Below are 23,031 nucleotides of genomic sequence, written 5' to 3'. Positions count from 1 at the left end.
CGCAGCACCGCGTCATCGCGATCGGATCAGATGCCGACCAGATCGGCGAGCAGATCGCTGTGATGCTTGCTGTTACCGAACAGCGGCTCGGTGGCCTTCGCGCGCCGGAAGTACAGGTGCGGGTCGGCTTCCCAGGTGAACCCGATTCCACCGTGCACCTGAATGTTCTGCGATGCGCATAGGGTGAGGCACTCGGCAGCCTGCCCCTTGGCCATCACGGACACGCGACTGAACTCGTCGCTGTCCTGGTCGGCGCACATCGACGCGTACATGACCGTCGCCTGCAACGCGTCGATCGCGATCGCCATGTCCGCACACTTGTGCTTGATCGCCTGGAACGAGCCGATCGGCCGGTTGAACTGCACACGCTGCTTGGCATACTCCACGGCCATCTCCAGCGCTGCCTCCGCAGCACCGAGTGATTCGTTGGCGAGCAGCGTCCGAACCACGTCGACGACGTGCCGGATCGGCTCGGGCTCCGCACCGAGCAATTGCGCGGGAGTGTTCGTGAACTCGACGGTCGCCACCGGACGCGTCAGATCCAGAGACGGCTGTGAAGTGACCTCGACGCCGTCGGCGTTAGCATCAACAGCGTACAGCGCCACCTGGTCCCCGGCCGGTGTCAGCGCCGGGACGACGAACAGGTCGGCGATGTGTCCGAAGGCCACATAATCGACCCGCCCGGTCAGGGACTGGGCCCCGGGGCCGTCGTCGACCGCGCGCACGCCTGCCACGTCCACCGAGGTGTCGTCGGGACCGCTCAGTGCGAGCGCACCGATCGCCGAGCCCTCGACGAGGCGCGGCAGCAGATCCTGCTTCTGTTGGTCAGTTCCGAGTCGAAGGATCGCCTCGATGGCTCCGGTCGTGGTGACCATCGGGACCGGGGTCAGCGCGCGCCCCAACTCCTGCGCGACCAGGCAGGTCTCGAGGAAAGTGAACCCGCCGCCACCGAACTGCTCGTCGATATGCAGTCCGGGAACGCCCATGTTCGATGCAAGCAGGTTCCACGTGTCGGCGTCGTAGTCGCCGGACTCGGCGAACTCGCGGACTCGACTCATCGGAGCACGCTCGGTCAACAGGCGGCGCAGCGACTTGCGGAACTCCTCCTGATCATCGTCGAATTCGAAATACATGCTGGTGTTTTCCGTTTCATCCAGGTCGCCGGCACAGCAGCGAAGAGGTTCGAGGGCGTGGACGTTTCGAGTCAGGCGGGTTGACGACGCCCGATGTCCTGGAACGGCCCGCCGTCCAGGCGCGGTTCCTTGGGGAGCCCGAGGAGTTGTTCTCCGATGATGTTGCGCTGGATCTGCGAGCTGCCCCCGTAGATCGTCGCGGCGCGCGCATACAGTGCGATGTCCGTCCAGCACTTCGACGAGTTGTCCGTGCCCGGGTTCGGTGTCACGAGGATGCCGTCGTTGCCTGCGCCGCTCGGCGTGAGCGCTTCGAGGCCCAGGATCTCCATGCCGATCTCGGTGAGCCGCTGAAAGAACTCGCTCCAGATCACCTTCGAGAACGATCCGTCCACACCGTACGAGCCGCCGTTGAGCAGCTTGGTCAGGGCGCGGTAGCCGCGGAACCGCATGGTCTGCACGCGCGACCAGCACCAGGCCAGTTCCGCGCGGATCCGCGGATCATCAGTCAGTCCTCGCTCGCGTGCCAGCTCGATCAGGCGCTCGACCTCACGACCGAACCGCACCGCGTCGGTCGTCGCTCGCACGCCGCGCTCGAAACCGAGGAGGGTGTTCGCCGTCTTCCAGCCGCCGCCGACCTCGCCAAGGACGTGAGTGACGGGCGTGCGCGCATCGGTGAAGAACACCTCGCTGAACGCGACGTATCCGGCGGCGTTGAGGATCGGGCGGACCTCGACACCGGGCTGGTCCATCGGCACCAGGAGGAACGACAGACCCTTGTGCTTGGCGACCGTCGGATCGGTGCGGGCGATCACGAAGATCCAGTTCGCGCTGTGTCCCTGCGACGTCCAGGTCTTCTGACCGTTGATCACCCATTCGTCGCCGTCCCGGACGGCCCGCGTACGCATGCCAGCGAGATCGGAGCCGGCTTCGGGTTCGGAATATCCCTGACACCAGACGTGCTCTCCGGAGAGCACACGGGGCAGGAAGTACTCCTTCTGCTCGTCGGTGCCCAGGACACCGATCGTGTTGCCGAGCAGCTTGATGCCGAGGGTGTCGTTCTCAGTGCCGTCGGGCACACCGAGTCGCATGAGCTCCTCGTTGAGAACCACCTGCTCGATGCCCGACAGTCCGGCTCCGCCGACCTCTTTCGGCCACGAGACGGCGAGGAGCCCATTGTCGGATAGCACCTTGCGCCAGTTCTTGAGGAACACTTCCTGCTCGGCGAACGGCAAGGCACCGATGCCCTGCCAGTCGTCCGGAAGCTCCGATTCGAGCAACGTGCGTATCTGAACGCGGTACTCTTCGGCGGCCGCGGGATAGGTGATGTCCATGATTCTTACGATTCCTTTGCTGCAGCAGTGGGCAGCTTGCACACGGAGGCCATCAGCGCGGCGGCTTCGTCCGCGCTCCAGCCCAGTTCGTCGAGGATCTCAGCCGTATGCTGGCCGAGACGCGGGCTGCCGCCCTTGAAACGTCCGGGAGTGTCGGACAGGTGGATCACCATTCCGACCTCGCGCGACCAGCCGTACTCTTCGTGGTGGTGTTCGACGACGCGACCGGAGTCGGTGGCCCATTCCTCCCACAGCAGCTCCGGCATGGCCGGGTGATCGAGCGGGATCTCGGCGGGGACCGCGTTGCCGTCAAGGATCGCGAACGCGTCGTCGCTGGTGAGCTCCGCGAAGCGGGCGGTGAGCAGTTCCGCGAGGCTGTCCGCGTTCGTCCGGCGTAGGGCCGCGTCGGCGAACCGCGCGTCACTGGCCAGGCCGAGGAGGTTCAGAGCGTCGGCTAGGCGACAGAAGGCGGCGTCACCGAATACCGCGATCGCGATCCAACCATCGGAGGTCCGGTAGAGGCGGTACAGCGGAGAAAGCCCCATCTGTTCGGAGTCGAGCTGGTGGGCGGGCACCGCCGCACCGTCGAGTGTCGCCGAGTGCTCGCTGATCACGAACAGGCTCGAGTGCAGCTGCGGGCTCTCCACGTACTGCGCTTCGCCGGTGTTCAGCCGGTGGTGGAGCGCCAGCAGCACGGTGACTGCGCCGAGGAACCCGTTGTACAGGTCTTCGTTACCGATGACGCGACGGATCGGCGCGTTGCCCTCGACCGCCCCCTCGAAGTTCAGTCCGACGAGTCCCGAGACCAGCGGAGCGAACGACTTGAGCGTCGACTTGGGGCCGGCCGAACCGAAGCCCGGGAGGTACGCATAGATCAGGTCGGGATTGACGGCCTTGAGCTGTTCGTATCCCAGACCGATCTTCTCGGCCTTTCCGGGACGGTAGTTCTGCATGACGACGTCGGCGTCCGCGACCAGGCGGTGGGCGATCGCCTGACCGTCCGCGGTGCGCAGGTCCAACGCGATGCTCCGCTTGCCTCGGTTGGCGCCCTCGAAGAGGTCGCCCAGAGGACGCATCTGGTCACCGACGAGAGGTTCGACCTTGACGACTTCGGCACCGAGATCCGACAGCAGCCGGGCCCCGAAGCCAGTCGCGAAGTACGAGCTGAAGTCGACAATCTTGACTCCCTGCAGCGGGGCCGCGATCTTCTCCGCGGCGGGTGCCGACGCCCACACAGCGGACCGTGAGATCTCGCCGAGACGCGCGTTGTGTTCGCCGACGAGCGGCGCAGGCTGCGGCACTGCGGGAGCAGACTTGTCGAAGCGGATCACCGGGCCGATCTGGCGCAGGGTTCCGTGCTCGGTGTCCGGGATCTCGACGGCGACCTCAGCGAACTCGACCTGGTCATCGGAGAACGTCTCTTCAGGATGAAGAAGCGGCAGTGCCGCGATGTCGGCGGCGTGGAAGAGTTCGAGCCATTCGTCTCGCGGGCGGGTCCGGAATGCCTGTGGCACCTGATTCCGGGCGATGTCGAGCTCGACTTCGTTGAGCGGAACAGCCATCTCGGGGCCGTCGATCCGCTGGGTCTGTTCGCCGAAACCGAGGAGATCCATCATCCGCTTGTACGATCCCGGGCCGCCGGTGTGCGGGATCAGCCACTTGCCGTCTGCGCATTGGAACGGGTCGGTGATCAGGCGCTTATTACCGAAGCCTGTCTGGGTCCCGCTGCGGGCCAGGTAGGAGATGTCTTTCTCGTTCCACCACCAGTTCATCGACGAGATTGCGAGCATCCCGTCGAGGAGAGAGGTGTCGACCTTCTGGCCTGCGCCGTTAATCTTGCGCGCGCGGAGGGCCGCCAGGATCCCGATGGTGGTGATGAAGGCAGTGCCGTACGACACCGTCGGGTGCCCCATGAAAATCGGGCCGTCGCGGTGTCCGACCTGTTCGGACATCTGACCGAGACGCGCGTTGAGCAGAGCCTCGTAACCGGGGCGCGACGTCAGAGGGCCGGTGTTGCCGTATCCGGTAACCGAGCAGTAGACGAGCTCGGGGAACTTCTGGTGCAGCCGTTCGTATCCCATGCCGAGTGATTCGGCCCGCCCGGTGCCGAACGATTCGACGAAGACGTCCGCACCTGCGAGAAGCTGTTCGGCGATTGCGCGCCCCTCCGCCGTGGCGAGGTCGGCTTCGACACTCCACTTTCCGCGGTCGGTGGTCTTGCGCAACGCCGACGGCACGTCACCGGTTCCGCCGGGCCGCTCGAGCTTGACGACTCGGGCGCCGTAGTCGGCCAGCATCATCGTTGAGACGGCAGCCGGCATACCCCAGCTCGCATCGACCACGACGAGCCCGTCCAAGGGACCAGCCATGTGAGCACTCCTTCTGTAATGCGGCGCTCGCTCCGACTCGTCGAAGCTTCGACGAGTCACGCGGCCCTGAGTCTTCTAGTGAGTTCGGGTCTTCTAGTGAGTTCGGGTCTTCTAGCGAGTTCGGGTCTACTAGCGAGCTCCGGGCCTCTGGTGAGCTTCGGATCTAGTCGGACGACGGGAGAGGCTTTGCGGTGAGCAGCTCCATCGGTGCACCGTGGCACGTGAAGCTCCCCTCCCCCTTCTTCACGCAGATGACCTGGGTCTCGCACTGTGCGCAGGTGTAGCGCTTGCCGATCTCGTTCATGGTTTCTCCTCGATGTCGTGACGTGTCAATGGCGTGGGACGCGTCAGCCGCCGACGAAGATGACCTCGAGGGCCACTCCGCAGCAGGCCAACGACGACCCGCCGGCCGTCGTCACGATCGCTTCGGACGTGCACTCGTTGCAGCGCAGTCGGCTTCCGTTGGTGGCTTCCGCGCCAGGGGTGGTGTCGGACATGTCCGCTCCTTCGCCGTAGGTGCGCCGAGTGATCGCATGTCATCTAGCTCTCATGCACCGGCGCGCGTATTATCTATGTTCACTATAATCATAGTCATGGATTATGGCAAGCGCTTTCGGCGGCCGAAAGCACTCGGACACGGCGCCGCCCGGAGGGAATGACCCACTCCGGGCGGCACCGTCCCAAGCGAGTCCTACTTGATCATGATCGCCTCGTCATAGGTGACCGCAGGCTCCGGCTCGAGCACACCCACCGAAGTGAGGGCGTCGACCGTCTTCTGGAACAGCGCCGGATCGACCGCCGCGTCGAGAACGTTGAAGTTCTTCCGGATCTCGGTCACCGCGTCGGCAGGAGTGCCGGCCCCGACTGCGTCGGTGATCAGCTTGTCGACGCCATCAGCGTTGGCCGGGTCGTTCATGTAGCCGTACGCCTTGGCCATCGCCGCGCAGAAGTCCGCGGCCGTCTTCGGGTTCTCCTCCACCCATGACTTGCGGCTCTGCCACACCGCGCCGAGCAACTGATAGTTGGGCAGTTCTTGGGAGAGCTCCACGAGCGGAACCGCGTTCCCCTCCGCAACGATCGTCTCGGCCGTCGGCGTCACGACCATCGCTGCGTCGACCTGGTCGGCGACCAACGCAGCCTGCGCCGTGCCGCCCGACCCGACGTTCACCAGGGTGTAGTCACCCTCCTGCAGCCCGACGCTCTCCAGAGTCTTCACCATCAGATTCGAGGTACCCGTGCCCGCCGCAGCCGGCATGCCCAGCGTCTTGCCGCGGAGCGACTTGAGGACGTCCGTGGCACTTGCGCCCTTCGCGACCGACGGCAACGACGACCCCTTCGGCGCGACGATCGAAGTCGGCACCTTACCGGAGGCGCCGCACGAGGTGGTGACATCCTGACCCTGCTGAACCGCGGCAAAGGCCTGGCTGGGCGACGAAGCCCCGTAGTCGGCAGCACCGCTGGCGAGCAGCTGGTTCAGGCCCATGCCCGACGGGGCCGGGCTGACTTCGACCGAGATGTTCGCACTCTTGAAGTACCCCTGCTGCTCCGCCGCCGCGATCGGGATGCCCCAGATGCCGCCTGGCGTTACCGACACCTTCACCTGCGCACCCGAGCCGTCCGCGGAATCGCCTTCGCCGCTGCCACAGGCGGCGAGCGACGCTGCCAACAGCAGCACTCCCGAAAGCCTAAGAATTCCTGCCCGCATGTCAAAACCTCCATGTAATGACCCCACCACCTAGTGGCGTCTACTTGTGATGGCAATCATAATCATGAAAATGAGGATTGTGATGGATTGGCGAAATCTTGTCGAGGCCGCACACCAGTCGGTGTCCGAGAGCCGCAGAGGCGACCGCGCGGCCTTCCTGCGTCAGTCCTGCCAGCGCAGGAGTCGGCGTTCGAACCTGCTCGAACCGACACTCGCCACGGTCGCCAGGGCTGCCAGGACGATCAGGACCGCAAACACATAGTTGATCTGGAACTCGCTGCTGTACCGAACGATGTCCTGGCCCAGACCGTTCTTGGCCGCGATCATCTCACTCGCGATGACGCCCAGGATGGCGTAGGTGATGGCCAACCGCAGGCCGGCGAAGATCGTCGGAACAGCCGACGGCAGAATCACCTTCGTCATCAACTGACGCTTGTTCAAGCCGACGACGCGGGCCATCGTCATCTGGTCGCGGTCGACACCCTTGACTGCCGAACGCGAGTTCTCTACGAGCAGGAAGAACACGATCGACACGCCCATCACGACCTTTGAGGTTCCGGTGAGGCCGAACCACGCGACGAACAGCGGCGCCAGCGCAATACGAGGAACTGCGTTGAGCGGCACCAAGAACGGACCGAAAACCCGATCCAGGAACGGGTTGGTGCCCAAGACACAGCCGATGAGCACGCCCGCCACCGAACCGATGACGAACGATTGGATAACTGCGATGAGGGTCGCCCCCATCGACGAGCGCATCTGCTCGGATGTCAGATAGTCGGTCAGTGCCGACCACACCTCGGAGGGTTTGCTCACGAAGAGCGGGTTGACCCACCCCTGGTTCGCCGCGACTTCCCACAGCACGAGGAAGCCGACGATGATGACGAGCTGGGTCGTCAGCACCAGCGACGTCCGCCGTGACGGGAGCAGACGCAACCGTTTGGTCATCGACGGCGTCGCCGTTGGGGATTGGGCGGGGGTCGTCGCTTGGGCAGAGGGGGTTTCGACGTGAGTGGTCATGGTCGCCTGTCTGGTATGGAGTGACGGGTTCACGCGGTGTCGGTCAGGGTGCGTCCGCACTCGATGCCACCGCGCCCTCGAGCTGCTCGAACAGTTCGTGCTGAATTTCGCGGAACCGTTCGGTGAAGATGATCTCGTCAACGAGGTGAGCACGCGGCCGAGGCAGATCGACGAGCAGATCGGTCGCTATACGTCCGGGACTCGGAAGCATCACGATGACCCGATCGGCCATCACGGTCGCCTCCTGCAGGTCATGGGTGACCAGAAAGACCGTGCGCCGGGTGCGCCCCTCGGCGTCGACATCCTTCTCCCAGATCTTGAGGAACTCGGCCTGCATGCGCAGCCGGGTCCGGGCATCGAGAGCGGCGAACGGCTCGTCCATCAGGAGCATCTCCGGATCGGAGACGAGCGTGCGCGCGATGGCCACCCGCTGGCGCATGCCCTGCGAGAGCTGTGCCGGGAACTGCTTCTCCTTGCCCGCGAGCCCGACCAAGGCCAGCATCTCGTCGGCGCGCTTCTTGCGCTCGGCAGCCGAGACCTTGCGCGCCTCGAGCGGGAGAGCGACGTTCTTGCGGGCGGTCCGCCACGGGAGGAGTGAGTCGCGGGCGAACATGTAGCCGAGATCGTAATTCGGCGAGCGCGGCGGTTTGTTCGACACGAGAACGGTGCCGTTGGTCGGTTCGGCGAGTCCAGCGGCCATGTTCAGCAGCGTCGTCTTGCCGCATCCGCTGGCGCCGACGATCGCGATGAACTGTCCCTCGGGAACCTCGAAGCTGACATCTTCGAGCGCGACGAAGCGCTCGACTCCGCCGGACCCTCCGTACACCTGGGAGATGTGTTCGAAGCTCAACGCCGGATCTGCGGTGACCTGGGTGTTCGTCATCTCGAATCTCCTCAACTCTGCGTCGCGACGGCCTGGGCGTACGTGACCGCAGGCTGCGGCTTGAGCACACCGATGGAGGTGAGCACGTCGATGGTCTTGGTCATCTCCGCTTCAGGGACGTCGGCGGTCATCACCGAGAAGTTCTCGCGGATCGCCGTCACCGCGCTCGGTGCGGTTTTGGCGCCCACTCCGTCCAGAACGAACTGATCGACAGACTTCGCGTTGGCCGGGTTCTGCAAGTATTCGTAGGCCTTCCCCATCGCTGCACAGAACGCCTCGGTCGCCTTGGGGTTGTCCTTCACCCACGACGCTCGGCTCTGCCAGACTCCGCCGATCAACTGGTAGTTGGGGACGTCGTCAGACAGCTCGGCGAGCTGCACGGCAGTGCCGTCGCCGACCACGGTCTCGCCGGTCGGCGTCGCGGCCATCGCCGCGTCGACCTGCTTGGATACCAGCGCGGCCTGAGCCGTGGTGCCCGAGCCGATGTTGACCAGTGTGTAGTCGCCTTCTTTCAGGCCGACACTGGCGAGGGTCTGCGCCATCAGGTTTGCGGTGCCGGTGCCCGCCGCGGCCGGCATGCCCAGCGTCTTGCCCTTCAGCGAGCGAAGGACGTCGAGGCTGGTAGCCCCTTTCGCGGCACTCGGCAGCGTGCTGCCCGCCGGGGCGACGATCGCGGTCGGGGTTCGGTGGTTGCCGCCGCAGGAGATGGTGGCATCCTGCCCCTGCTGAATCGCGGCGAGCGCCTGACTCGGCGACGACGGACCGAAGTCCTCGACACCACTAGCCAGGAGCTGGTTGTGACCCATCCCGGACGGCGAGGCCTGGACGGTCACGTCGATCCCCGCGTCCTTGAAGTAGCCGTTCTTCTCAGCGACGGCGATCGGAATCCCCCAGATGGTGCCCGGCGTGACGGAGACTTTCGCCGTCGACGATCCGTCGGCGGAGTCGCCCGTCGCATCGTCGCCACCACCGCACGCGGCGAGCGACGCCGCCAACAGCAGCGCGACCCCCGACATTGTCATCAATCGAGCCCGCATAGATCTTCCTCCGGAATTCCGTGATGCCAGTCACTGCATCAATCTGAGTATGAACCTAATCATACGCATAGAATTAGAGGTGTCAATAGATCTAAACGGTCCAGGTCAATGACGAGTATCGGGGGATGCGCTGGGGGTCGATCACTCCTCCAGAGCGGCCAGTTCCTCTGCGAACTTGGCCCGCGCCTGCTCCTGGAGTGCCGGCAGATGATACGTGGGGAACAAGCCGTCGGTCGCCTCGGCGCCGCGAAGCAGCTGCCTGGCGAGGCTCACCTTGTGAATCTCGGTCGCGCCGTCGGCAAGACCCATGTGGTACGACTCCAGCAGCCACTTGCCCAGCGGTAGTTCCTTGGAGACACCGAGGGATCCGTGCAGCTGGACCGCACGCGAGGTGACATCGAGCAACACCTTCGGCATCGCCGCCTTGACCGCCGCGATGTCCTTGATGACCTTTCGGTAATCGTTCTCCTCATCGATCCGCCACGCCGTCCGCAGCACGAGCAACCGGAACTGCTCGATCTGCAGCCACGAGTCGGCGATCATCTCCTGCACCATCTGCTGATCACCGAGACGCTTTCCGCGGGTGGTCCGCGACACGGCGCGCTCGAGCATCATGTCGAGCGATCGTCGCACCAGACCGACCGTCCGCATCGCGTGATGAATGCGTCCGCCGCCGAGTCGGGTCTGCGCAACCTCGAATCCCTGGCCGACGCCGCCCAGGATGTGATCGGCAGGGACACGTACATCTGTCCATCGGGTGTAGGCATGAGTGCCGACCTCGTAGTCGTGGCCCCAGACACCGGTGTTGCGGACGATCTCGACGCCCGGTGTCTCTGCCGGGACGATGAACTGCGACAGACGTCGGTGCGGCTCCGCCTCCGGGTCCGTGACCGCCATGATGATGTAGAACGACGCGAAGCGTGCGTTCGATCCGAACCACTTCTCGCCGTTGATGACCCATTCGTCGCCGTCAAGCACCGCGGTGGTCTCGAACTCCACCGGATTGGATCCGCCCTGCGGTTCGGTCATCGCGTAGCAGGACACGATCTCGTTATCAATGAGCGGCTTGAGGTAGCGATCCTTGAGCTCCGGCGTGCCGTAGTGCGCGAGGATCTCGGTGTTGCCCGAGTCCGGTGCCTGCGCACCGAAGACAATGGGCCCCGAGTGAGTGCGCCCGACGATCTCGTTGAGCAGCGCCAGCTTGAGCTGCCCGAACCCTTGGCCGCCGAGCTCCGGGCCGAGATGGGTCGCCCACAGGCCCTTCTCCCGAACCTTGTCCTGCAGCGGCGGAATCAGCTTCTGTCGCAACGGGTCCTTCATATCCCACGCGTGGGTGATGACCTGGTCGATCGGTTCGACCTCGTTGGTGACGAACTCGTCGGCCCACTCCAGGACCTTCTGGTACTCGGCGTCTGTTTCGAATCCCCAGCTCATATCGTGGTTCCTCATCGTGTGTAGGGGTGGATTGTCGGCGGTCGATCGGTGTTCAGCGCATGGCTGTGCGGCCACCGTCGACGGGAATGATCGCCCCGGTGGTGTAGCCGGCACCGGGACCGGCGAGGTACAGCGCGGCACCGACGATCTCAACCGGATCGCCTGCCCGCCCAAGGGGGAGGACTTTCATCTTCTCGGCGACCACGTCCATATCCCACGCTTTGCTGATATCGGTGAGAAACGGTCCGGCCATGATGGCGTTGACACGTACCGTCGGCCCGTATGCCTGGGCGAAGCCCTTGGTCAGAATGTTGAGCCCGGCTTTGGCCGCGCCGTAGGGAAGGTCGCCGGGCGTCGGACGCTCCGATGCGATGGAACTGATATTGATGATCGAGCCGCCGCCCGCCTCGACCATGCGCGGCGCGATCAACGTCGTCAGCCGGAAGGCTCCCTTGAGATTGACGTCGAAGACCTTGTCGAACAACGCTTCGCTGATGTCCTCGAGGTTCTCGTACAGTGGCGACATTCCGGCGTTGTTGACCAGGATGTCGACCTTGCCGAACTCCTCGTACACTCGCGCGACGACATCGTCCTGGGCATCCCAGTCTCCGACGTGGCACGCCAGCGGCAGTGCCCGCCGACCGGTGGCGGCAGTGACCTCCTCGGCGAGCTTCTCGCACCCGTCGAGCTTGCGGCTCGCGATGACCGTGTCGGCGCCCGCGTGAGCGAAGGCGAGGACCATTTCGCGGCCGAGCCCTCGGCTGCCGCCGGTGACGAGGGCGACCTTGCCCTCGAGTGGAAGACCTGAAGTCGTCATCGGTGTATCTCCTTGATCGTCGAACTCGTGCTCGGCTGTCGGGGCCGGCGGGTGCCGGTGTGGTCCGGTCAAAGGCAGTCTCCCGCCGACAGCGGGACGATTGCCTTACCGGTCGCGCGGCCGTCGAGCATGCCGAGGAAGGCGTCCCAGGCACCGGCGACACCGCCGTCGAAAGCAGTGTGCACCCCTCTGATCCGACCTGTGCGCACCCATCCGGACATCTGCTGCTCGAACTCGTCGCGGGCGGCGAGGTGGTCGCGGAGCAGGAAGCCCTCCATCCGAGCCCGGCGCCAGACGAGCTTGATGAGATTGCTCGGACCGGGTAGCGGGGTGGCGGAATTGTAGATGCTGATCATCCCGCACAACGCGATGCGAGCGTGATCGTTGAGCACGCGGATCGCGGCCTCCAGGTGTTCGCCGCCGACGTTGTCGAAGTACACGTCGATGCCGCCGGCCCCGATCTCGGCGAGTGCCGAGCGGAGCAGCCGCCCGACCTCACCGCCGTGATAGTCGAACGCCGCGTCAGCCCCGAGGTCTCGGGCGAGCTCCACCTTCTCCGGCGAACCGGCACTGGCGATCACCGTGGCACCCCGCAGCTTCGCGAACTGGACCGCGGTGGAGCCGACCGCTCCGGCCGCCGACGACACGAACACCACATCGCCGGCACGCACCTGGGCGATCCGGTCGAGCCCCACCCAGGCGGTCATTCCGGGGATCCCCAACACGCCGAGGTACGCGGCCGGGTCGATCCGGTCGTCGCCGAGCACACGGCACTCGCTGACCGGGACCGACGAGTACTCACGCCACCCGTAGTCGTGCAGCACCAACGTGCCGACCGGCACCGTGGAATCGGCGGACTCGATCACCCGGCCGACGGTCGGGGCGCGCAGCGGCTCGCCGATCGGGTACGGCTCGGCGTACGTCGACTCGCCACCCATCCGGCCGCGCATGTACGGCTCAACCGACATCACCAGGTTCCGCACTCGTACTGCGCCGTCGGCGAGGTCGGCGGTCCTGCTCGCAACCAGTTCAACGTCGGAGTTCTGTGGGCGCCCGTGCGGACGCGAGCGCAGAACCCATTCACGTCCGTCGTGGGGCCCGGTCATCAGCGCGGTGCCATCCGGATCGCACCGTCCAGGCGGATCACCTCGCCGTTGAGCATCGGATTTGCGACGATGTGCGATGCCAGCGAACCGAATTCCGTCGGGTTACCGAGACGGCTGGGATGCGGAGTCTGAGCCCCGAGCGAGGCCTTGGCCTCCTCGTTCAACCCGGCCAGGAGCGGAGTGTCGAACAATCCGGGCGCGATGGACACGACGCGGATCGCCTGCGAGGCGAGGTCGCGGGCCAGCGGAAGGGTCATTCCGGCAACCCCTGCCTTCGACGCGGCGTACGCGGCCTGTCCGATCTGCCCCTCGAACGCCGCCACCGATGCAGTGGTGACGATGACGCCGCGTTCCTCGCCGTCGACCTGCAACCGCGTCATCCGCTCAGCGGCCAGTCGGACGACATTGAAGGTGCCGATGAGGTTGATCGTGACGACTCGAGTGAACACGTCCAGCGGGAAGACGCCCTTCTTTCCGACTACACGCAGCGATCGTCCGGTGCCTGCGCAACTGACGACTGCGCGCAGTTCGCCGAGTTCCTCGGCCAAGTCGAGCGCCGCCACGACCGCGTTCTCATCGGTGATGTCGCCTGGGGCGAACCGAACGTTCTCGCCCAACTCCGCGGCCACCTCCGCCCCCTTCGACGTCGGCAGGTCCAGGAGCACCACTTTGGCGCCCTCGTCCAGCAATGTCCGAGCAGTCGCCAGCCCCAAGCCGGAGGCACCTCCGGTGATCAGCGCGACCTTCCCGTTGACGTTCACGTGTTTCGCCCTTCTCGGCTGTCGCCGAATGTCGTTGTCGCGCGGCGTTCACCGACGACTCTGTGGTGTCAGATGCGTTCGATGAGAAGTGCGTTGGCCATGCCCCCGTGCTCGCACATGGTCTGCAGGCCGTACCGCCCGTCGGTGCGCTCGAGCTCGCCGACCATGGTCGCGAGCAGACGCACGCCGGATGCGCCGATCGCGTGTCCGAGGGAGATCGCTCCGCCGGCCGGGTTCAACCGACTCGGGTCGGCGTCGAACGCTCGAGCCCATGCCAGAGGCACCGACGCGAACGCTTCGTTCACCTCGTAGACGTCCACTGCGTCGATCGTCAGCCCAGTGCGATCTAGGAGCTTGCGGGTCGCGGGGATCGGTGCGGTCAGCATGATCACCGGGTCGTCGCCTGCGACGGTGAAGTCGACGACACGGGCGCGCGGAGTGAGGCCGAGTGCGATCGCCTTCTCCTCCGACATGATCAGCGTGGCGGCCGCCGCATCGGTGAGCGGGGACGAGTTGCCCGGCGTGATCATCCAGCCCAGGTCGGGGAACCGCGCCTCCGACTCCGCCGAGTAGAACGACGGCCGCAGACCCCCCAACCCCTCGGTGGTGGTGCCCGCGCGGATGGTTTCGTCGACGGTGTGCAGACCGTCCGGTGTCGTGACCGGAACTATCTCCCGGTCGAAGTGTCCCGCTGCGGCACTGGCGGCGGCGCGGCCGTGCGATTGCGCTGCGTACGCGTCGACGTCGTCGCGGGTCAGGCCATATTTGCGGGCGACGAGTTCGGCGGCTACGCCCTGGCTGATCCAGCCCTCCGGGTAGCGCTGCGCCAACCCGGTGCCGACCAGGTCGTGGCCCATCGACGCGGTGCCCATCGGTACGCGGCTCATCGACTCCACGCCGCACGCGATCACGACGTCGTACGCGCCGGCGACGACGCCCTGCGCCGCGAACTGGACGGCCTGCTGGCTCGAGCCGCATGCCCGCGTCACCGTGGTGGCGGGCGTGGACTCGGGCAGACCCGCGGCCAGCGACGCCGCGCGGGTGATGTTGCCCGCCTGCTCGGACGCTTGGCTGACGCATCCGCCGACCACGTCGTCGACCAGGACCGGATCGATCTCATTGCGCTCCATCAACGAGCGCAGCACGTCGGCCAACAGGTCGATGGGATGGACGCCGGAGAGTGCTCCCCCCGGCTTCCCTCGGCCCGACGCCGAGCGGACGACGTCGACGATCACCGCGTTACGCATGAATACTCCTCGATATAGATAAGTGGTGGGCCGAACCGGCCCGATCAGTCGGCGACCTGGGCGACCAGGTCGCGGCGGACCAATTTGCCGGTGGCGGTTCGCGGCAGTTCCTCGACGAACACGACGTCGTCCGGGGTCCGCGACCCGCGCAGGCGCTCGCGGCACCACGATCGGACCTCGTCGGCACTCGCGTGAGACGCCCCGGTCGGCACGATCACCGCGCAGATCCGTTCACCCCACTCGTCGTCGGGCACGCCGATCACTGCCAGGTCGCGGACGTCGACGTGATGGGCCAGCACGTCTTCGATCTCGGCGGGTGCGATGTTCTCGCCGCCGCGAATGATCGTGTCATCCGCGCGGCCGCCGATGTAAAGGAAGCCGTCCTCGATGCGCGCCTGGTCCCGAGTGGGGAACCAACCGTCCGCGTCGAGCGCCGAACCCTTGCCCATGTACTCGCCGCTGACCTGTCCACCGCGCACCCACAACAGGCCGGTCTCGCCGGCCGCGAGCACCGCGTCTTCCTCGTCGCGGATCTGCGCCTCGATGCCCGGGACGATGCGCCCGACCGATGAGAGCCTTCCCTTCCGGTCCGGGTCGGCCAGAGCCTCGCGGTGGTCGTCAGGGCCGAGCACTGCGATGGTCGAACTGGTCTCGGTGAGCCCGTAAGCGTTGACGAATCCGGTGTCGGGGAAGGCGACGAGCGCACGCTCGAGGACCGGTTGCGGCATCCGAGCGCCGCCGTACGCAAGGGTACCCAGCCGCGGCGAGTCGCCGCTGCGGCCGTCGAGGTGATCGACGACCCTCGCGAGCATGGTCGGGACGACCATCGCCGAGGTGATCTCCTCGCCCCGGATCAGGTCGAGCCATCCCTGCGGCGTGAAGTCTGGGAGGTACGCCATCCGGCGGCCGGCGTAGACGTTACTGAGCACCGCGCCCATGCCCGCGATGTGGTACGGCGGGGTGCTGACCAGTGTCGCCTCGTCGTCGGCGGCTGATGCGAACTCGACGGTGTTCAACAGGTACGAGAGCAGGTGCTGGTGGCGAAGGAGAACGCCCTTCGGTGCCGACGTGGTGCCGCTGGTGAACAGCACGACGGCCGTCGATCGGTCGTCGGCCGTATCGGTCACGGTCGGCCCCTCCGACGACGCCAGCTCGAGGAACTCGGCGCTGGTGAGAACGACGTCCGCGGCCGTGTCCAGATTGTCTCGGTAAGCGCTGTCGGCGACGATCACCGGCTTGTCGAGTTGTCCGATGAGATCCCGCAGTTGGTCGGCCGGGAGCCGGTAGTTTAATGGAGCGATCGGGATGCCCGCACGCGCGGACGAGAAGGTCAGAACCGGCAGGATCGGACCGTTGACACCCACGAACACGACGTGCGCGGCTTCGTGTTCCCGCAGAATCGCAGCGCCACGGCAGGCCGCGTCGTTGAGCTGCTCGTAGGTCATACCCGAGCCGCGACGGCCCAGTGCCTGCCGTTCGGGATGGACAGACACAGCCATGTCCAGGACCATTTCGATACCCATTGCACCACCTGACGAAGACGTTTGAATGACGAAGTGCGCCCGACACCGACCTGCTCAGGCGGGCTTCCGGGGCGACCTGCGAGAAACGATAACAATTATGCGCCGCAATTTCGAGTATTCATGATTATCGTTCGCCTGGATATGTTAGCTTCGATGTACGAGATGACCTGAATCACGCGCGGTACGCCGCCGTGACACGCCCCGGCGGTGGGCAAGACTAGTACCGAGAGACGAGGTTGACCGATGAGCGAGCCAGAACCGCTGGACGTCGCGACACTGACCGAGTGGTTGGACCAGAAGAACGTCGGCTCCGGCCCGATCGAGAACGTCACGCGGCTGGCCGGTGGAACCCAGAACATTCTCGTTCGCTTCTCCCGCTCCGGCAAGGACTACGTGTTCCGCCGTCCGCCGCTGCATAAGCGCAGCAACAGCGACGAGACGATGAGGCGCGAGGCGCGCCTGCTCGCGGCCCTCACCGGAAGCGATGTGCCGCACCCCCGACTCGTCGCGTCGTGCGACGACCTCGACGTGTTCGGATACGTGTTCTTCGTGATGGAGGCCGTCGACGGATTCACCGCCACCACCGAGGTCCCCGAACCGGTCGCCGCCTCCCCCGAGATGCAGCATGCGATGGGATTGTCGATCGTCGACGGCGCCGCGCTGCTCTCCCACGTAGATCCGGCGCTCGTCGGCGCCGAGCAGGTCGCCCGTGCCGACGGATGGCTCGACCGCCAGGTCGGCCGCTGGCGACGACAACTCGATTCGTACCACGATCTCGAGGGCTGGCCCGGCCCCCAACTCGACGGTGTCGACGAGATCGGCCGGTGGCTCGACGAGAACCGGCCCACAGCGTGGACCAAGGGCATCATTCACGGCGACTACCACTTCGGCAACGTTATGTTCCGCCGCGATCGGCCACAGGTCGCAGCGATCGTCGACTGGGAACTCGGCACTGTCGGCGATCCGCTTCTCGACCTGGGACACCTGCTCGCAAGTTGGCCCAACCCCGACGAGTCACGCACGGTCGGTCTCGCCCGCCAGCTCGACGGTCTACCCCCGCGCGCGGAACTGATCGCGCGCTACGGCCAGGTGAGCGGCCGCGACATGACCGACTTCGACTGGTACCAAGTGCTCGCCTGCTACCGGCTCGGCATCATCCTCGAAGGCACGCACGCACGCGCATGCGCGGGCAAGGCCGACCTCGAGCTGGGTCGCCACTTTCACGGCGTCTCTCAGTCGCTTCTCGACCAGGCGCTGCGTCTCACGCATGCGCCTCACCAAACCCGCTGATCGGAAAGACCCTCCCATGACTGACCTCTCAGGCGACCCCACCACGCCCGTCGATTACAAGTACCTGCGTTACGAGACCTACGACGAGGGCACGATCGCGCGCATCGTGCTGAATCGTCCGCGCTATCGCAACGCCCAGAACCGCGGTCTGCTGGTCGAGCTCACCGAGGCGTTCCTTCGCGCCGAGGGCGACGACACCGTGCGCGTGGTGGTCCTCGCCGGCGAGGGCCCGGCGTTCTCGTCCGGGCACGATCTGGGCAGTTCCGAGTACCGCGCCGAACGTGATCCCGGGCCCGATCAGCACTGGTCGTACACCTGCACCGGTGCCACACACGACGCCGTCGAGTCCCGGTACCACCAGGAGTGGCACTACTTCTACGAGAACACGAAGCGCTGGCGCAATCTGCGCAAGATCACCGTCGCCGAGGTCCACGGCAACGTGTTCGCCGCGGCGCTAATGCTCACGTGGGCGTGCGATCTGATCGTCGCAGCCGAGGGGACTCAGTTCGCCGATGTGGTCGCGACCCGCCTCGGCATGTGCGGTGTCGAGTACTTCGGGCACCCGTGGGAGTTCGGCCCTCGGAAGGCGAAGGAGCTGTTGCTGACCGGTGACTGCCTCGACGCCGAGGACGCACGCGCTCTGGGGATGGTCAGCAAGATCTTCCCGGCCGACGAACTGCACGAGAGCACCCTGGAGTTCGCTCGGCGGATCGCCAAGGTGCCGAGCATGGCTGCGCTGCTCGTGAAGGACTCTGTGAATCAGAGCCAGGACGCGATGGGCTTCTCCACCGCGCTCGATGCCTGCTTCACCATCCACCAGCTCAGTCACGCCCAGTGGACCTACCGGTCCGGCGGCGAGAGCCCCGTCGGCCGCCCCGAAGACGGGCTCCCCGACTGGAAGAACGCGCCGCCGATCGAGCGAGCAGACCCCTACCGCCCTTGACCCCGACTGTCCCGACCGGCCCGCCCCCAGCGGGACGAATCGCGCGTTCGCGCGCGGTCACCTTCCCGCACTCCGCGCCGTGGGACTCTATAGTCCTTCTCAGGTAACGATAGTCATGATTTGATTGGCGAATGGACCGCGACGGAACAGGGGTGCGGCCGGGTATGGAGGGTTACGGGTGATGGCACGATCGGAGTTGCGTCCGCAGAAGACGGCGATGCTGGTGGCGCAGCGAATCGTGGAGGGGATCAACGAGCGAGGTAACCAGATCGGCGACCGGCTGCCGCCGGAGCGGGTGATGTTGGAGGAGTACGGCGTCGGCCGCGGCACTCTTCGCGAGTCCCTGCGCTTCCTCGAGTTGCAGGGCGTGATCTCTCTCAAGCCTGGTCCCGGTGGCGGGCCGATCGTCCGTCAGCCCGACGGCGAAGCCCTGTCGACGGCCATCACACTGCTCCTGCAGTTCGAGAATGCTCCGTTCCGGACCGTCGTCGAGGCACGAACGGCGCTCGAACCGATGATGGCGCGGCTGGCCGCGGAACGGATCAGCGATGAGCAGATCGCCGAACTGAAGCACTCGGTGGATCACATGCGTGCCAACCTCGACGACACGACGATCTTCGTCGAGATGAGCCGGGTGTTTCACGACACGGTCGCGCGCGGCTCCGGTAACGCGATCTTCGGATATCTCATCCACGCACTGCTGGACCTCATCGACGGCTCGGCCGTTGGCATGGAGTACTCGCGACGTAGTCGGGCCGCGACGTGCGACATCCACGAGAAGATCTACCTCGCGGTGGCCGACCGCGACCCGGTAAGTGCGTTGGCGGCCATGCAGGAGCACATCGACGCGATCTGGCGCTATGAAGAGAAGCACTACCCCGAAGTCCTCGACACCCCGATCGCGTGGGGCACCGTCGGCTGACACCGACCGACCCCGAGACGTCCGCGCCCTGAATAGGCTACCTACAAGGGGCAGCGGAGGACTGGTGACGGGATGAACGATGAATGGTTGCGGCAGGCGCGAACGTCGGAGACCCGTGTGCGCATCCGACGCTGGTCCCACCGCGCTGACTTCTACTTCTGGGTCGGACTGCTCGCGGGGGTGGGAGGCATCGCGTACGTGGTCTGGAGTGTGGTCACCCAGCGCGTCGGTGGCCCAGCTTTCTGGGGTGTGATCGCAGGGGCGGTGGTACTCGTCCTTCTCTGCGTGGGCTTCGGCTCACATGCGAGCGGCCAGCTCGCCGAAGCACGCTATGCCGACGGGCATCTGACTGCCGGCTGGGTCACCAAGGTGATCGAGCACACCGGCGGAGAGGGCCCGGACACGTACGACCTCGAGGTGGAGGCCGAGTTGCCGGGCGCGGTCACCATTCGCCGTGAGATCAGAGGGTTCTACGGCTCGCTCTCGGTCGGGGACAGGATCGAATTCCGCCACAACACGGTCGAGCCCGACGACGTCGACGACGTGCTCTACGAACGAGCGGTCCGATCAGCCCAAGGGACACACACCGGAATTGCACGTCCGTCCCGTCAGAGCTTCGCCGACGCCCGTGTGTCCATCGGGACGGTCGACGACGTCGTCAGCTACCCGGCGCACCCCGACGACGCCCTGCCCGCCGACTACCTGCTCGCAGTCAGCGTCGCAAACTCGAAGGCGGGGACCGTCCGTCGCCGGGTGTACGTGAGTGAGAGTCAGCTGCGCTCGACAGGCCCGAGGTTCGGGCGGACGATCTACCTGCGCCACAACACTGTCGATCCCGATGAACTCGACGACGCATTCTTCGATGGATGGGCGGACTAGACGAAAGTCTCGAAGTGCGATGCGCTGAGCAGCGACCTCCAGGGTCACCGTCACGATCGCGAGGGCATACTATTGCTCCAGTTCGACCTTCAGGCCGTCGAGCGTCCGCCGGATGTTTCCCCGCTGGAACTCCGCGAAACCGGGCTTTCGGGTGGCGACCCGGTCGAACACCGCCGCCACAGCATCGGGCCAGCCTCGGTCGTCAGTCCAGGTCTCAGTGACCCGACACCCTTCTGCAACCGGCTCAAAGGTGTACGCCCACGACGCGACCGGGACCTTGAGAAACGGCCTGCGGAATCCGTACTCGCGCACTCGAAACGCGAACCGTCGACCAGGGTCGGCCGCGGTCACTTCGCACCCCGTTCGCCAACGGACTCCGCTCCGCGCATTCGACCCGACGAACTTCATGCCGACGTAGGCCTGGCCCGTGTGCTCGTCGCCCGCAGACTCCTCGATCACGGCGCCGGTATTCTCGGGACTCCACCGGGGCATTTGCGTGACGTCGCTGACGTGCTCGTACGCGGTCAACGGATCGACGGCGATGATGACGTCGTCGGACACTTCCTTGATGCGGGCCATGCTGACACGATACGTCTCGCGTATGCGTCGAGGCCGAGCCTCGACGCATACGGGCCGCGCAGGTTGCCGGAACGCCTACTTCCCCGCTGGCCATTCCAACAGCCTCCCCGCTACTTGCACCGGGATCGCTACTTCGAATTTCGTCCCTGCGACACGACGCCGCGTCCGAGTCGGCGAGGATTGGTGACGCGTCACATGCGGAGGTGGTCTGCGGCCGCTACCTGCCGCACGTGGGAGAACGATACCTCGAGGTAGCTGCTCAGCGGGCGTGTGGCCGCTTCGTCGGCAACCCACTCCGCTGCAGCAGCTTGAAATGCCACGAGTGCCATTCCTGCAGCGAGTTCGCCTGTCACCGGGTCGACCCCTCGTTTTCTCAGTGCCTTCACGGCGGCCGTCACGAGCATTTGTTGCTTACTGAGTCCGCGTTCTCGCAGGGGATGCTCAGCGTTGACGATCGCCCGCCATTGCCGCATCCAGTCACGGCGCTGCTCGAATCCTTCGTCCGCGGCCGCTTTCAGTGCGTGCTCAAGTGTGCCGAGCGCAGCAAGTTCGGACGGGGCAGTATCGATCAGGTCGGCAAACGTAGTTGCAAGTCCCTCCTCGCCGGCGAACAGCACCTCACGCTTGTCCGGGAAGTGCCGGAAGAAGGTGCGGGTCGTCACTCCTGCGCGAACCGCGATCTGCGGCACTGTCGTTTCCGTGAAGCCCTGCTGCGCGAACAACTCGATCGCCGCGCGCTGCAAGCGTCCACTGGCATCCGCTTCCCATCTCGCCATGCCTTTCAACCTAACCGATGACATCCCGTGTCATCACATGTACCGTGATGACACGGGATGTCATCACAATATAAGGAGCAGCATGCCGAACGAAGTCTGGATACTCGGCGCTACCGGCAGGACGGGCGAGGCGATAGGCGAACAGTTGACTGCGCGCGGCGTAACGCCGGTGCTCGTGGGACGCAACCGCGAGAAGTTGGAGGCGCTGTCGGCGCCTGCCGGCTCACGAGTAGTCGTTGCCGAGTCCCCCGCCGACATGGCCGCGGCGATTCGCCGAGAGGAGCCTGTTGTTGTGGTCAACACCGTGGGCCCGTTCAGGCAGACCGCTGGCGAACTGACGAAAGCCGCCGCCGAATCGGGAGGGCATTACATCGACCTAGCGAACGATCTAGCGACCATCCTGGGCCACCGCGAACGCGATGACGCCGCACGACGATCGGGACAGACCATCGTCACCGGGGCCGGTTTTGGCGTTACGGCGACCGAGAGCCTTCTCACATGGTTGACCGCCGGCCTCCCGCCCGCTAGCAAGGCTCGAATCGACATGATCCCGGCGGTTTCTTCAGCAGCAGGTCGCGTGGGTGACGCGATCGCCGGATCTCTCCTCGACGGAATCCCCGGCACACCGGGAGGCGGCCGGTACGAGTCTCGCGTCATCGCTGATGCGAGACTCGCCTCTGCTCCACTGTTCGGCAGGCCGACCTCGCTCGTGACACCCGACGGCGACACCGTGACAACGGCACTAGCACCTCTAGCCGAGTTGCTTGCCGCACAGCGTGCGAGCGGCGCTCCCGCCATCGAATCAGCCTCGAGTGAATCGCCTACCGGCGTTGCGAGCATGGCGATACGTGCGGTGCTGCCGTGGATGCACCTCGGACCGCTTCGACGCTCCGCAGTTCACCTCCTATCAGCGGTTAAGACCCCCGAACGCGCTGCCTCTCGGCGGCACTCGTGGGCGCATGCGCGCGCGGAATGGGCAAACGGCACGGTTCGGGAAGGCTGGCTGCGCTGGGGAGACGCAAACAACGTTACTGCGGCCGTTGCAGCTGAAGTAGCCGCACGACTAGCCGCTGATCAAGGCAAACCCGGTGTCTACACGCCCGCAGAACTGTTCGGACCAGGCCTCGCAGAATCCTGTGGTGGCGCGTACTCCCTAGCTACCCAGAACTGAACCGTCGGGCTGCTGCGCGGATAGAAGCATCATGCCCCTGGGCGCTCCGAACCCTTGAAGAACGTGGTGCCACGACGGATTCCACACAGGCGAGCCATCCGGTCAACG

General features: G+C 65.6%; 22 protein-coding genes. 5 read left to right on the top strand and 17 right to left on the bottom strand.

From position 1 onward, the window contains the following. Positions 1–26: 26 nt before the first annotated feature. The 15 genes from L5G28_RS03200 to L5G28_RS03130 all read right to left on the bottom strand — a co-directional run bounded on the left by L5G28_RS03200 (position 27) and on the right by L5G28_RS03130 (position 16,363). A complete protein-coding gene (locus tag L5G28_RS03200; RefSeq protein WP_236998171.1) occupies positions 27–1,133 on the bottom strand; it encodes an acyl-CoA dehydrogenase family protein in 1,107 nt (368 codons plus the stop codon). Between the two features lie 71 nt (positions 1,134–1,204). Beyond that, positions 1,205–2,464, bottom strand: a complete 1,260-nt coding sequence (locus L5G28_RS03195; protein ID WP_236998172.1) for an acyl-CoA dehydrogenase family protein — start codon at positions 2,462–2,464, stop codon at positions 1,205–1,207. Positions 2,465–2,469: 5 nt separating this feature from the next. Continuing rightward, positions 2,470–4,833, bottom strand: coding sequence for a CaiB/BaiF CoA transferase family protein (locus L5G28_RS03190; protein ID WP_237000270.1), 2,364 nt, complete (start codon positions 4,831–4,833; stop codon positions 2,470–2,472). Positions 4,834–4,996: 163 nt separating this feature from the next. Beyond that, entirely contained in the window at positions 4,997–5,137 is a 141-nt protein-coding gene (locus L5G28_RS03185; protein WP_236998174.1) for a hypothetical protein, read from the bottom strand. 43 nt (positions 5,138–5,180) lie between these two features. Then, positions 5,181–5,330, bottom strand: a complete 150-nt coding sequence (locus L5G28_RS03180) for a hypothetical protein (RefSeq protein ID WP_237000269.1) — start codon at positions 5,328–5,330, stop codon at positions 5,181–5,183. 194 nt (positions 5,331–5,524) lie between these two features. Then, positions 5,525–6,508: an ABC transporter substrate-binding protein gene (locus tag L5G28_RS03175; RefSeq protein ID WP_236998176.1), complete on the bottom strand. Its 984-nt coding sequence runs from the start codon at positions 6,506–6,508 to the stop codon at positions 5,525–5,527. A 192-nt stretch (positions 6,509–6,700) separates the two neighbouring features. Further along, positions 6,701–7,555: an ABC transporter permease gene (locus L5G28_RS03170; protein WP_237000268.1), complete on the bottom strand. Its 855-nt coding sequence runs from the start codon at positions 7,553–7,555 to the stop codon at positions 6,701–6,703. A 43-nt stretch (positions 7,556–7,598) separates the two neighbouring features. Next, entirely contained in the window at positions 7,599–8,438 is an 840-nt protein-coding gene (locus tag L5G28_RS03165; protein ID WP_236998178.1) for an ABC transporter ATP-binding protein, read from the bottom strand. Positions 8,439–8,449: 11 nt separating this feature from the next. After that, on the bottom strand, positions 8,450–9,475 hold the full coding sequence (locus L5G28_RS03160; RefSeq protein ID WP_237000267.1) for an ABC transporter substrate-binding protein: 1,026 nt from the start codon (positions 9,473–9,475) through the stop codon (positions 8,450–8,452). A gap of 141 nt (positions 9,476–9,616) precedes the next feature. Next, positions 9,617–10,909, bottom strand: coding sequence for an acyl-CoA dehydrogenase family protein (locus L5G28_RS03155; protein ID WP_237000266.1), 1,293 nt, complete (start codon positions 10,907–10,909; stop codon positions 9,617–9,619). Positions 10,910–10,961: 52 nt separating this feature from the next. Further along, a complete protein-coding gene (locus tag L5G28_RS03150) occupies positions 10,962–11,726 on the bottom strand; it encodes an SDR family NAD(P)-dependent oxidoreductase (protein ID WP_236998181.1) in 765 nt (254 codons plus the stop codon). A gap of 68 nt (positions 11,727–11,794) precedes the next feature. Continuing rightward, positions 11,795–12,832, bottom strand: a complete 1,038-nt coding sequence (locus L5G28_RS03145) for an NADP-dependent oxidoreductase (protein ID WP_236998182.1) — start codon at positions 12,830–12,832, stop codon at positions 11,795–11,797. Next, positions 12,832–13,593, bottom strand: a complete 762-nt coding sequence (locus L5G28_RS03140; RefSeq protein WP_236998183.1) for a 3-hydroxyacyl-CoA dehydrogenase — start codon at positions 13,591–13,593, stop codon at positions 12,832–12,834. The genes L5G28_RS03145 and L5G28_RS03140 overlap by 1 nt, the downstream gene beginning before the upstream one ends. A gap of 68 nt (positions 13,594–13,661) precedes the next feature. Next, a complete protein-coding gene (locus L5G28_RS03135; protein ID WP_236998184.1) occupies positions 13,662–14,840 on the bottom strand; it encodes a thiolase family protein in 1,179 nt (392 codons plus the stop codon). A 44-nt stretch (positions 14,841–14,884) separates the two neighbouring features. Continuing rightward, positions 14,885–16,363: a class I adenylate-forming enzyme family protein gene (locus tag L5G28_RS03130; protein WP_236998185.1), complete on the bottom strand. Its 1,479-nt coding sequence runs from the start codon at positions 16,361–16,363 to the stop codon at positions 14,885–14,887. 243 nt (positions 16,364–16,606) lie between these two features. Between L5G28_RS03130 and L5G28_RS03125 the strand changes: the two genes are divergently transcribed. From L5G28_RS03125 to L5G28_RS03110, 4 genes are all read left to right on the top strand, one after another. Continuing rightward, positions 16,607–17,653 carry a phosphotransferase family protein gene (locus tag L5G28_RS03125; RefSeq protein WP_236998186.1) on the top strand — a complete coding sequence of 349 codons (1,047 nt, stop codon included), beginning with the start codon at positions 16,607–16,609 and terminating at the stop codon, positions 17,651–17,653. 16 nt (positions 17,654–17,669) lie between these two features. Then, positions 17,670–18,596: an enoyl-CoA hydratase gene (locus L5G28_RS03120; protein WP_236998187.1), complete on the top strand. Its 927-nt coding sequence runs from the start codon at positions 17,670–17,672 to the stop codon at positions 18,594–18,596. 181 nt (positions 18,597–18,777) lie between these two features. After that, positions 18,778–19,518: a FadR/GntR family transcriptional regulator gene (locus L5G28_RS03115; protein ID WP_236998188.1), complete on the top strand. Its 741-nt coding sequence runs from the start codon at positions 18,778–18,780 to the stop codon at positions 19,516–19,518. Positions 19,519–19,590: 72 nt separating this feature from the next. Beyond that, entirely contained in the window at positions 19,591–20,397 is an 807-nt protein-coding gene (locus L5G28_RS03110) for a hypothetical protein (RefSeq protein ID WP_236998189.1), read from the top strand. A 69-nt stretch (positions 20,398–20,466) separates the two neighbouring features. On the opposite strand, the gene L5G28_RS03105 is transcribed toward L5G28_RS03110, so the two are convergent. Both L5G28_RS03105 and L5G28_RS03100 read right to left on the bottom strand, forming a co-directional pair. Next, positions 20,467–20,976 carry an SRPBCC family protein gene (locus tag L5G28_RS03105; protein ID WP_236998190.1) on the bottom strand — a complete coding sequence of 170 codons (510 nt, stop codon included), beginning with the start codon at positions 20,974–20,976 and terminating at the stop codon, positions 20,467–20,469. A gap of 191 nt (positions 20,977–21,167) precedes the next feature. Continuing rightward, positions 21,168–21,752 carry a TetR/AcrR family transcriptional regulator gene (locus tag L5G28_RS03100; RefSeq protein ID WP_237000265.1) on the bottom strand — a complete coding sequence of 195 codons (585 nt, stop codon included), beginning with the start codon at positions 21,750–21,752 and terminating at the stop codon, positions 21,168–21,170. Positions 21,753–21,834: 82 nt separating this feature from the next. On the opposite strand from L5G28_RS03100, the gene L5G28_RS03095 reads away from it, so the two are divergent. Continuing rightward, the gene (locus L5G28_RS03095) at positions 21,835–22,923 is read left to right on the top strand and encodes a saccharopine dehydrogenase NADP-binding domain-containing protein (RefSeq protein ID WP_237000264.1); all 1,089 of its coding nucleotides are present in this window, start codon (positions 21,835–21,837) and stop codon (positions 22,921–22,923) included. Positions 22,924–23,031: the final 108 nt, after the last annotated feature.

Source organism: Gordonia liuliyuniae (assembly GCF_021739025.1).
GTDB lineage: Bacteria > Actinomycetota > Actinomycetes > Mycobacteriales > Mycobacteriaceae > Gordonia > Gordonia liuliyuniae.
Note: the sequence above shows the minus strand (reverse complement) of the source record. Positions and strands in the feature narration are given on the sequence as shown.

Excerpts from the sequence above, each read along its gene's own strand:
- L5G28_RS03200 (WP_236998171.1), bottom strand. The coding sequence starts at position 1,133 with ATGTATTTCGAATTCGACGATGATCAGGAGGAGTTCCGCAAGTCGCTG.
- L5G28_RS03195 (WP_236998172.1), bottom strand. The coding sequence starts at position 2,464 with ATGGACATCACCTATCCCGCGGCCGCCGAAGAGTACCGCGTTCAGATA.
- L5G28_RS03190 (WP_237000270.1), bottom strand. The coding sequence starts at position 4,833 with ATGGCTGGTCCCTTGGACGGGCTCGTCGTGGTCGATGCGAGCTGGGGT.
- L5G28_RS03185 (WP_236998174.1), bottom strand. The coding sequence starts at position 5,137 with ATGAACGAGATCGGCAAGCGCTACACCTGCGCACAGTGCGAGACCCAG.
- L5G28_RS03180 (WP_237000269.1), bottom strand. The coding sequence starts at position 5,330 with ATGTCCGACACCACCCCTGGCGCGGAAGCCACCAACGGAAGCCGACTG.
- L5G28_RS03170 (WP_237000268.1), bottom strand. The coding sequence starts at position 7,555 with ATGACCACTCACGTCGAAACCCCCTCTGCCCAAGCGACGACCCCCGCC.
- L5G28_RS03165 (WP_236998178.1), bottom strand. The coding sequence starts at position 8,438 with ATGACGAACACCCAGGTCACCGCAGATCCGGCGTTGAGCTTCGAACAC.
- L5G28_RS03160 (WP_237000267.1), bottom strand. The coding sequence starts at position 9,475 with ATGCGGGCTCGATTGATGACAATGTCGGGGGTCGCGCTGCTGTTGGCG.
- L5G28_RS03155 (WP_237000266.1), bottom strand. The coding sequence starts at position 10,909 with ATGAGCTGGGGATTCGAAACAGACGCCGAGTACCAGAAGGTCCTGGAG.
- L5G28_RS03150 (WP_236998181.1), bottom strand. The coding sequence starts at position 11,726 with ATGACGACTTCAGGTCTTCCACTCGAGGGCAAGGTCGCCCTCGTCACC.
- L5G28_RS03145 (WP_236998182.1), bottom strand. The coding sequence starts at position 12,832 with ATGACCGGGCCCCACGACGGACGTGAATGGGTTCTGCGCTCGCGTCCG.
- L5G28_RS03135 (WP_236998184.1), bottom strand. The coding sequence starts at position 14,840 with ATGCGTAACGCGGTGATCGTCGACGTCGTCCGCTCGGCGTCGGGCCGA.
- L5G28_RS03130 (WP_236998185.1), bottom strand. The coding sequence starts at position 16,363 with ATGGGTATCGAAATGGTCCTGGACATGGCTGTGTCTGTCCATCCCGAA.
- L5G28_RS03125 (WP_236998186.1), top strand. The coding sequence starts at position 16,607 with ATGAGCGAGCCAGAACCGCTGGACGTCGCGACACTGACCGAGTGGTTG.
- L5G28_RS03120 (WP_236998187.1), top strand. The coding sequence starts at position 17,670 with ATGACTGACCTCTCAGGCGACCCCACCACGCCCGTCGATTACAAGTAC.
- L5G28_RS03115 (WP_236998188.1), top strand. The coding sequence starts at position 18,778 with ATGGCACGATCGGAGTTGCGTCCGCAGAAGACGGCGATGCTGGTGGCG.
- L5G28_RS03110 (WP_236998189.1), top strand. The coding sequence starts at position 19,591 with ATGAACGATGAATGGTTGCGGCAGGCGCGAACGTCGGAGACCCGTGTG.
- L5G28_RS03105 (WP_236998190.1), bottom strand. The coding sequence starts at position 20,976 with ATGGCCCGCATCAAGGAAGTGTCCGACGACGTCATCATCGCCGTCGAT.
- L5G28_RS03100 (WP_237000265.1), bottom strand. The coding sequence starts at position 21,752 with ATGGCGAGATGGGAAGCGGATGCCAGTGGACGCTTGCAGCGCGCGGCG.
- L5G28_RS03095 (WP_237000264.1), top strand. The coding sequence starts at position 21,835 with ATGCCGAACGAAGTCTGGATACTCGGCGCTACCGGCAGGACGGGCGAG.